Annotated in this window: 13 protein-coding genes; 7 read left to right on the top strand and 6 right to left on the bottom strand. The window is 34.7% G+C overall.

Annotated elements, in window-relative coordinates:
• The coding region (locus QS62_RS08080; RefSeq protein WP_156550106.1) for a KilA-N domain-containing protein at window positions 1–521 on the bottom strand (521 nt) is incomplete at its 3' end.
• Window positions 522–867: 346 nt separating this feature from the next.
• On the opposite strand from QS62_RS08080, the gene QS62_RS08075 reads away from it, so the two are divergent.
• Window positions 868–1,140, top strand: coding sequence for a CRISPR-associated protein Cas2 (locus QS62_RS08075; RefSeq protein WP_066108538.1), 273 nt, complete (start codon window positions 868–870; stop codon window positions 1,138–1,140).
• Here QS62_RS08075 and QS62_RS08070 read toward each other — a convergent pair.
• The 5 genes from QS62_RS08070 to QS62_RS08050 all read right to left on the bottom strand — a co-directional run bounded on the left by QS62_RS08070 (window position 1,133) and on the right by QS62_RS08050 (window position 4,312).
• Complete coding sequence (locus tag QS62_RS08070; protein WP_066108535.1) at window positions 1,133–1,339, bottom strand: hypothetical protein; 207 nt, start codon at window positions 1,337–1,339, stop codon at window positions 1,133–1,135. The genes QS62_RS08075 and QS62_RS08070 overlap by 8 nt on opposite strands.
• A 37-nt stretch (window positions 1,340–1,376) precedes the next feature.
• Window positions 1,377–1,562 (bottom strand): hypothetical protein, encoded by a 186-nt coding sequence (locus tag QS62_RS08065; protein ID WP_066108533.1) that lies wholly within the window; start codon window positions 1,560–1,562, stop codon window positions 1,377–1,379.
• 722 nt (window positions 1,563–2,284) lie between these two features.
• Window positions 2,285–3,025, bottom strand: a complete 741-nt coding sequence (locus QS62_RS08060) for an Abi family protein (protein ID WP_066108530.1) — start codon at window positions 3,023–3,025, stop codon at window positions 2,285–2,287.
• Window positions 3,026–3,173: 148 nt separating this feature from the next.
• Window positions 3,174–3,548, bottom strand: coding sequence for a hypothetical protein (locus QS62_RS08055; RefSeq protein ID WP_066108526.1), 375 nt, complete (start codon window positions 3,546–3,548; stop codon window positions 3,174–3,176).
• 77 nt (window positions 3,549–3,625) lie between these two features.
• Window positions 3,626–4,312 carry an XRE family transcriptional regulator gene (locus QS62_RS08050; RefSeq protein WP_066108523.1) on the bottom strand — a complete coding sequence of 229 codons (687 nt, stop codon included), beginning with the start codon at window positions 4,310–4,312 and terminating at the stop codon, window positions 3,626–3,628.
• Window positions 4,313–4,432: 120 nt separating this feature from the next.
• Between QS62_RS08050 and QS62_RS08045 the strand changes: the two genes are divergently transcribed.
• From QS62_RS08045 to QS62_RS08020, 6 genes are all read left to right on the top strand, one after another.
• Window positions 4,433–4,648, top strand: coding sequence for a transcriptional regulator (locus tag QS62_RS08045; RefSeq protein ID WP_066108520.1), 216 nt, complete (start codon window positions 4,433–4,435; stop codon window positions 4,646–4,648).
• Window positions 4,649–4,711: 63 nt separating this feature from the next.
• Complete coding sequence (locus QS62_RS08040; RefSeq protein WP_082966158.1) at window positions 4,712–5,422, top strand: phage antirepressor KilAC domain-containing protein; 711 nt, start codon at window positions 4,712–4,714, stop codon at window positions 5,420–5,422.
• On the top strand, window positions 5,419–6,234 hold the full coding sequence (locus tag QS62_RS08035; RefSeq protein ID WP_066108517.1) for a helix-turn-helix domain-containing protein: 816 nt from the start codon (window positions 5,419–5,421) through the stop codon (window positions 6,232–6,234). The genes QS62_RS08040 and QS62_RS08035 overlap by 4 nt, the downstream gene beginning before the upstream one ends.
• Before the next feature lie 10 nt (window positions 6,235–6,244).
• Window positions 6,245–7,066 (top strand): ATP-binding protein, encoded by an 822-nt coding sequence (locus QS62_RS08030; protein ID WP_066108513.1) that lies wholly within the window; start codon window positions 6,245–6,247, stop codon window positions 7,064–7,066.
• Window positions 7,063–7,605 carry a DNA N-6-adenine-methyltransferase gene (locus QS62_RS08025; protein WP_066108510.1) on the top strand — a complete coding sequence of 181 codons (543 nt, stop codon included), beginning with the start codon at window positions 7,063–7,065 and terminating at the stop codon, window positions 7,603–7,605. The genes QS62_RS08030 and QS62_RS08025 overlap by 4 nt, the downstream gene beginning before the upstream one ends.
• Complete coding sequence (locus tag QS62_RS08020) at window positions 7,598–8,059, top strand: DUF1367 family protein (protein WP_066108507.1); 462 nt, start codon at window positions 7,598–7,600, stop codon at window positions 8,057–8,059. Before QS62_RS08025 ends, QS62_RS08020 begins: the two co-directional genes overlap by 8 nt.
• Window positions 8,060–8,144: the final 85 nt, after the last annotated feature.

The following is an 8,144-nucleotide window of genomic DNA, read 5'->3' as shown; positions in this document are numbered from 1 at the left end:
TGAGCCGCAAAGTCATTTTTGATGTAGCGTTCAATACCGAATAGTTGAAAGACGTTTCGCATTACAGGTTCTAATTGTTCACCATGTCGTTTTGCGAATTTACAGTATTTGATGATGGCATCTAAAACATTAGTATCAATTTCGATAGTTTTAGGTTTTGGTAATGCAAGTTGTTGCATATTTTGCAACTGCTGTCCTTTGTGCATTGCTAGGAATGCTCTTAAGACGATTAGGTGGAATTTTGGGCTTATCCACATTGCATAGGATAGGACGAGTTCTTCGCAAGCCCATACACCAGCATTTAATCCGCCTTTGAGTGATTTATAAGCTAAGATCGAATTTGTGCTTAGCTCGTTATTTGAACAATTTATCTCAGCAATAAGCTCTTTAGTTTGTTCATTACGAATAAATAGGCTTGGTCGATGTTTAGGTAATTCGCCACTTGCTTTGTGCAGATCATTTAAAGAATAAAGATTATCTAAAGTGCGGATAGAATTGTTTAAGATTTGTAAGTTTGACATTTTTATGCCCTCTGAAGTTTAGTTAGTAATTCGATCAACTTTAGTAGGGTTGATCGGGCGTCAACTACCGCTTCAGACGGCGGAACTTATTCCCTTTCGGTATTGTATTAGGTTCTCTCGACCCGATCATTGAGCTATACAGATCTGTATAGGTAAATTTTAGGCATAAAAAAACCGCTATGCTATCGGGGCGGAAACCGCTGAAGTTTAGTAGTGCGGTTATCTTAATACGATAAAGCGGTGAGTGTCAATGCCCTTTTAACGAGGGGCAAGCTCGCCTCTTGTATGCGACTACATCGAGGAGTAGAATGTTATTTGCGACTACAATTTAATCAAGGAGAACAGTATGAGAAACTATTTAATTTCTTACGACTTATATAAGTCGGGTCAAAATTATAATAAGTTGATTAGTTATATCGAAAGCTATTCTGTATGGGCTAAAATTCATCAATCTGTCTGGTATATCAAATCAAATAAATCCTGTGATCAAATTAGAAACGAACTTTTAGCCTGTGTTGATTACAATGATAGTTTATTTGTAGCCGAAATGAATGATGCTGCGTGGAATAATTTATCTGAAGGTATAGATAAATATATTTATCAAAACTGGGCTATGTAGTACTGCCCATTAATTCATTGTAGATATAATCAAATTCTGCATCTAACTTAGCATTTTCTAGTTGTTTGATAATTTGAACAGCTAGGACTTCTCCTCGTGTTGTATCACCTTCAAACGCTACTTTTCTGGTTAATTTTTCTTTTTCATCTATTTTTAGTGAAAAGTTAAATTCAATTTTCGTTTTATGATTGTTTCTCATTTTAAATTTCCTCCAAATTTAAGCGTAATTTCTAGACTCAATACCGACTATCTTGTCTAAAATAAGTCAGCTCGTAAATAAGAGCTGCTCTGTCGCACTCACGACGATCAAAGCTATCATCTTTAAAATCATAATCCTGATCTTCTGGATTAATTGCCATCTGTTCACTGTAGTAATCTTCAGCACTGTCATAACTTAGCGGACTTATTGGTCTCATTTTCATAAGTGTTTCTCCTTTCTCTTTTCTTTTTAAAACAGACCTTAATCTGCTTTAAAAAAAAGCCCTCAATAAAGAGGGCGAAACCAAACGGAGTTTATATGCAAGTGAAAATCACTCACCTCATCAGTAAATGATTTTCCTAATGCTTGCTCAATGCTTTGTAGTGCAAACTCACTTTGAGGGATGTTGCATCAAGCAGGCATTAGTATCGATAAACTCTCTATGCTTCACGATTCACTGCCGTTGCTGAACTGAGAGAACTCGATTCACCCTATTGGTTCCGTTACCAATTCACTTCACAGTGATTTTTCACATAAGACTAAACGTTCATCTAAGCGAGCAGTTGTCTCTCTGCATCGTTACCAATACTTAGCGACCGCATAGGGTGTTTTTAATCCAAATTGTTAAAAGAGCTTGAGATATTGTGTATCTCGTTTCGATGGGTTTATTCTACTTAAAGTAGAAAATAATGCAACTTAAATTTGCAATAAAAGTAGCATTTATTACAACTAAAAGTAGTAAATGGTTGAAATTTAATGAAATAAAAAAATAGAAAGTTGTCTAATTGCTTATTTTTTAAGCATTAAGAAAGTCTAAATAGTTGGATCTGGGAAAATTGATGTGAAAAGTGGATAAAGGATTGTTATTTAGTGGAATGAGTTATTAATTATTAATTAATAACTGAATTTTAAACAAAGAAAAACCGCCATAAAGACGGTTATATACTAAATATGTTGTGGTAATACAGTTATTTCTGCCATAAAGATTTGTTGATCGAAGAAAAGTGCTCTTTGCCAAATAAGGACTTGTGAAAGTTGGCGAAAAACAAATCTTTCTGGGGCAATTTTTTCTAATGCAGATTCAAATTGATTATAAGTTCTTTCTAGATTTTCTAAAGCATGCTCAGGTTTTTTTGCAATTCGTTTATTCCATACAATTTCTTGATGATAAAGCCTGTTACGGAATCGCATTATTTGTTTCAATGTATTATATAATTCTTTGAAATTATTAAATCTATGATTAAAGATAGGTTTTAGTATTTTTTGCCAGTAAGTAACGTGTTGATTTCTTCTAATATCATAATCCAAAAGATTAACCCAAAATCCAAAAGTGATATGTGAAATAATATCATTTTCGTTATATCTTCTTTTACCACACTCACGAATCGCTTTTTGTAGTTGGCGTTTCGATTCATGTGTTAGTGGCGCTTTATCATCTTGTGCTAAATAATGAAAAAATTGATATAAATCATTGTTAGGAGCTGCTTTGCGAAGTAATTCACTTATTTCATTTCGTAATGCAACTTCAATTTCTTGGATTAGGGAAAAATAAATCCCGGTTCGATGTTGTAGTGCGGTATATACTGCAATAGCTTCTTTTTGTTTATTTTTATTATTTTGATAGAAACATAAGAGATACGCATTCAATCGACTTTCTGAAATACTAGTGATTTGTTTTGAAAGCATATTTTTCTTTACTCACATAAGTCTTAATGTAATAATATCTTTACTGGCAATGGACCCGAAGCCCCAGACATAGGAGCTGGATCGCTTTGTAAAGTGTGAGAATCGTTTCGCGATTCAGGGAAAGGTAGGTTTTAACCTACCTTTTTCTTTATCTGCACTGTTCTTCTAACCATTTTTTAAAGGTTTCTTTAGTCCAACGTGCTTTCCCTAAAATATATAAATCTGGGTTTGGAAAAGTACTGATTTTTTCTAAATCTTTATTAATCAACTCAATATGAGTATCAAACAATGCCTGTGTAGCTGAAAGAGCTGCACCAAATCCACTGCTTGTCCTTAAATAATGGTTTGGTAGTTTGATTAACTTCTCAAACTCGTTTGCGGTGATACCTAATCTTAGGATAATGTCATTTGCAGATAGTAGTTCAGTGGCGCCTGTCATTATACTATTAATCATTCTATCTTTTGGTGTTGAGGCAAGTTGTGCTTCGACAATAGCTTGTTTTACATCTTTAAATTCTGCCATTATATTTTCCTTACTCTATATGAATCGTATATTCAGTATTCAGAACTTTTACCCAATAAAATTCAACTCATAGCTTATTAGCCACCACGCCAAATTTGCCGACCAATGATTTTCAATTCTGGCAATTGAGTCTCATCTATAACAATTGGGCTATATTGTGGATCGGGGTTAAAACTAATTAATTCGATAGCATCTCCTTTTCTTACAACCTGTTTTATATAGAAACTACCTTTATAAATTAGCGCGTATATTTCTCCATCTATAATTTCTGTGTCGTGGATATTTACAATAACAGTGTCCCAATCTTTTAAGACAGGGTACATACTTTGTCCACGAACATACATAGCTTTGCAGCTTGCTGGAGTGATATTTTTTTGTCTAAACCATGCTTGTCTAAATAAGAGTGGCTCATCAGATTTTCTGGGAACCCATTCAACTGTACATCCTTTCCCTGTGCCAGCAGAAAGTTTTATATCATATAATTCAATTTCTATATGGGTATCACCGTAATCTTTATCTTCAATAACATCTACATCGTGAGTATTTTTTAATAGTTCGTTAACGTCTTCAGTACCGTACTGCAAAAAACTTGGAGTTGTGTCTAAATATTCAGCTATTTTTATTAATTTATCTGTTCTTGGTTCTGCTGTGCCTAATACATAGCGTCTTGCCATTTCATAGCTAACGCCAGCAACATCTTTCAGTTTCCCAATACTAACATCTTTTTCTTTCATTAAATTTGATAGACGAGTGGATAGGCTCATTTTGTCCTCCATATTTTTTCATCTTCTACTAAAGGTAGATATTAGAGCAAAAAAAAAGTTGCTTCAATTCTATTTTAAGTTGTAATATGTCTACATTAAGTAGTATTTAATGAGGATATTATGACACCTTTACAAAAAGTATTTTCTATTGTTGGCGGAAAATCCGCCTTAGCTAAACATTTTGGTATTTTGCCATGGGCCGTTGCGAAATGGGAAAAGTCTAAAGTTCCAGCTGAGAGATGTCCTGACATCGAAGCATTAACAAACTCACAAGTTACATGCGAAGAATTACGTCCAGATGTTAATTGGGCAGTACTTCGCAAGAAGAGAAAGTAGAAAAATAAAATTGAAAGTAGAAATAAAAAACCACCGTTGGGGACGGTGGCTTAGGAGGTTAAATTGAATAAATTAATCGTTATTGATAATACAGAAATCAAACAAGACGGTCAAGGACGATATTGTCTAAATGATTTACATCGTGCGAGTGGTGGTGAAAGTCGTCATCGCCCTACTTATTGGCTAACAAATCAACAAACACAAGAATTAATTAGTGAAATTTCAAAAGACGGAATTCCGTCTATCCTTACAAAACAAGGACTTGGAACATTTGTTTGCAAGGAACTTGTTTATGCTTATGCAATGTGGATTAGCCCAAAATTTCATTTATTAGTGATTCGTACTTTTGATGCTGTAGTGAATAAATCACAAACAATGGATCCAATGATTGCGTTAAACGATCCAGTTTATCTGCGTTCGGCATTATTAACTTATTCGGAAAAGGTGTTAGAGCTTAAACCAAAGGCAGAAGCATTTGATCGTTTAGCGACAAAAGCACAAGGATCTATGAATTTAACTAACGCAGCAAAACATTTACAGATGCAACCTAAGATGTTTATTCAGTTTTTATTTTCTCATCGCTGGATCTACAAGAGAGTGGGTTCTAAACCATGGATTGCTTATCAAGATAAATTACAGATTGGATACCTTGAACATAAAGCCAACCCTTATGAAGACAAGGATGGAAATTTAAAAATTAGTGAACAAGTCCTCGTTACAGCTAAGGGATTAGTGAAACTATCAGAAATGTTAAATAAGGCGGTAGAGCTATGAGTTTTAGTGCAGTAGCAAAAGCAGTAGAAGCACCATTATCAGGTAATTTAAAGCTTGTATTTATTTTAATGGCAAATTATGCGGACGAAAAAGATCGTTGTTATCCAAGTCAAGCTACATTAGCTAGACAGGCTGGTGTATCAGAAAAAACTATTCAGAGAGCAATTGAAAAGCTAGAGGAAATTGGTTTTGTTAGCATATTAAGAAAAGGAACTGGCAATAAATCTTCTGTTTATTGTCTTAATTTTGAAGTTGAGGGTAGTCAAAATGTCCACTCAGGGTGGTCAAATTGTCCAGGCAGGGTGGACAATTTGTCTGGTGAGGGTAGTCAAAATGTCCACTCAGGGTGGTCAAATTGTCCAGGCAGGGTGGACAATTTGTCTGGTGAGGGTGGTCAAAATGTCCACCGATCCTATCAAGATACTATCAATGATCCTATTAATGATCCTATCAATAATACGGGCGATGCGAAAAAGGATAAAACATCTAAATTTAATCCTGAATTAATTACGTTACCTGATTACGTCAATCGAGATATTTGGATTGACTATTGCAAAATGCGGAAAGCTAAACGATCTGAAATTAAAACGCCAAAAACAGTTGAGCTGTGTTTAAAGGACCTAGCGAAATATAGCGGAGGAGATACTCAAAAAGCGACTGAAATACTAGAGCAAGCAATTCGTAATACTTGGACTGGTATATACCCGATTAATTATCAACCGCAGCTCAATAAAACGAATAAAAAGCCTAATGCTCATCATAATTTTAATGATCGCAAATATGAAGAACATATCCCAGATATTTATAAGTAAGGCGTAAAAAATGACTAAAGATGAATTACTAGAACAGCTCCATAGCTTAGAAAATTCATTTTCCGCAGCGAAAAATGCTCTTAACAATCCTAATGCAAAAAAGGAGATTTGTAATAAGCACGGAGAATATTTAAGCATATCAACCTCGATTAAAGGACCTTATTTAAATCTAGAAAGTAAAACTAAATGCCCGATTTGCTTGCAAGAAGAAATTAATCAAGTACAGGCAAGACTTTTAAATCATAACAATACCGTTATTGCTAATTTAAAAAAGAATGCACAAATTCCACCTAGATTTGAGAGTTGCTCTCTTAAAAATTATGAAGTGATAAATGAAGGGGCAAGAAAGGCATTGATGTTAGCGACTCGATACACTGAAAAATGGCTCGATCGTTTAGCTAAAGGTGGTGGATTAATTTTTTGTGGTAAGCCTGGTACAGGAAAAAATCATTTAGCTTGTGCGATTGCTAACGAGATTATTGAACAACATCAGGCAAAAGTATTGCTATCAACAGCATTGCGTATTGTTCGAGATGTTAAGACATCATGGAATCGAGATAGTGCTAAAACAGAGGACGAACTTATTAAATTTTACGCTAGTCAAGATTTATTGATCATTGATGAGATAGGCGTTCAATTTGGTTCAGAAGCAGAAAAAATAATCTTATTTGAAATTATCAATACTCGCTATGAAAACAGACTACCAACAATATTAATTAGTAACTTATCCGTAAATGAATTAAGCGATTATATTGGAGAGCGAGTGTTAGATCGCATGATGGAAGGGCAAGGAGCTATCGTTGCATTTGATTGGGAGAGTTATCGGAAATGAGTTTTGATAAAGATACTTGGCAAACGCCAAAGTACTTATTTAAGTGGATAGAAAATCGTTTCGGTTGGATCCATTTGGACGGCTGTGCGAATAAAGATAACGCCTTAACTGCGAATTGGATTGGGAAATTAGGTGTGATAGAGGATTTTTTGGTAGAGGATATTTGCGAACAGCTGCTTAATGTTGTTTGTGATTATTGCGATGCACCCTTGCGGATTTTTGTTAATCCGCCCTATTCCAATGTAACACCATTTTTAAAACAAGCGAAAGTAATCCGTGATGCTGGTCATATGGTGATTATGTTACTCAATAACGATAAATCAACTCGTTGGTATCAAGAATGTATTTATAACGTGGCTAACGAGGTAATCGACATCACAGGCGGACGTGTTAGCTTTATCCACCCTGTTACCAAGCAGGAGATTAAAGGCAACAGCAAAGGACAGATGATTGTAGTGTTCGATCCCGCCATGGAAGATTTTGTTACCCGACAAGTAAGTTTGGATTTTATTAAGCAGTGTGGTGCTTTTCATGGCTAAATTTCAAATGATTAAATTACCTGGTGGAGTGTTTTCTCCAGCTAATGAGATAGAAGAAGAACATTTAAAGCAGCTTAAAAATAACGAAATGTATGAAATTGAGATCAATACAAAAATAAATCCTGTACTACATAGAAAAATGTTTCAATTCTTTAAGTTCTGTTTTGATTATTGGTGTGCAGATAACAGCTTACAGAAGTTTGCCAATGAAAAGACACAATTTGATGCCTTTCGCAAGGATTTATTAGTGCAAGCTGGACACTGTGAAATGGTATTTGACTTGAAAAATCCATCAGAATTTAGGGTAGTGCCAAAAAGCATATCTTACAAAGAATTGAATGATGATATTAAACGCCGAGAACTTTATGTGGCTATTACTCAAGCAGCAATATCAACAGTGTTTAAAGACTGTAATGATGAAAAAATTATTAATCAGCTATATGCGTTTTTTTAGGTGGGAAGGGGAAATGAACTGGGGATTTATCTTATCAATGTTGGGTTGCTTAGCGTTTTGGATGTGTGTTGGTATTGTTTTTGTA

The organism is Gallibacterium salpingitidis (assembly GCF_001678495.1).
Classification (GTDB): Bacteria; Pseudomonadota; Gammaproteobacteria; order Enterobacterales; family Pasteurellaceae; genus Gallibacterium; species Gallibacterium salpingitidis.
The sequence above is the reverse complement of the archived record's forward strand: the minus strand, read 5'-3'. Positions and strand labels throughout refer to the sequence as shown.

Excerpts from the sequence above, each read along its gene's own strand:
- QS62_RS08030 (WP_066108513.1), top strand. The coding sequence starts at position 6,245 with ATGACTAAAGATGAATTACTAGAACAGCTCCATAGCTTAGAAAATTCA.
- QS62_RS08045 (WP_066108520.1), top strand. The coding sequence starts at position 4,433 with ATGACACCTTTACAAAAAGTATTTTCTATTGTTGGCGGAAAATCCGCC.
- QS62_RS08055 (WP_066108526.1), bottom strand. The coding sequence starts at position 3,548 with ATGGCAGAATTTAAAGATGTAAAACAAGCTATTGTCGAAGCACAACTT.
- QS62_RS08075 (WP_066108538.1), top strand. The coding sequence starts at position 868 with ATGAGAAACTATTTAATTTCTTACGACTTATATAAGTCGGGTCAAAAT.
- QS62_RS08035 (WP_066108517.1), top strand. The coding sequence starts at position 5,419 with ATGAGTTTTAGTGCAGTAGCAAAAGCAGTAGAAGCACCATTATCAGGT.
- QS62_RS08065 (WP_066108533.1), bottom strand. The coding sequence starts at position 1,562 with ATGAAAATGAGACCAATAAGTCCGCTAAGTTATGACAGTGCTGAAGAT.
- QS62_RS08025 (WP_066108510.1), top strand. The coding sequence starts at position 7,063 with ATGAGTTTTGATAAAGATACTTGGCAAACGCCAAAGTACTTATTTAAG.
- QS62_RS08050 (WP_066108523.1), bottom strand. The coding sequence starts at position 4,312 with ATGAGCCTATCCACTCGTCTATCAAATTTAATGAAAGAAAAAGATGTT.
- QS62_RS08060 (WP_066108530.1), bottom strand. The coding sequence starts at position 3,025 with ATGCTTTCAAAACAAATCACTAGTATTTCAGAAAGTCGATTGAATGCG.
- QS62_RS08020 (WP_066108507.1), top strand. The coding sequence starts at position 7,598 with ATGGCTAAATTTCAAATGATTAAATTACCTGGTGGAGTGTTTTCTCCA.
- QS62_RS08070 (WP_066108535.1), bottom strand. The coding sequence starts at position 1,339 with ATGAGAAACAATCATAAAACGAAAATTGAATTTAACTTTTCACTAAAA.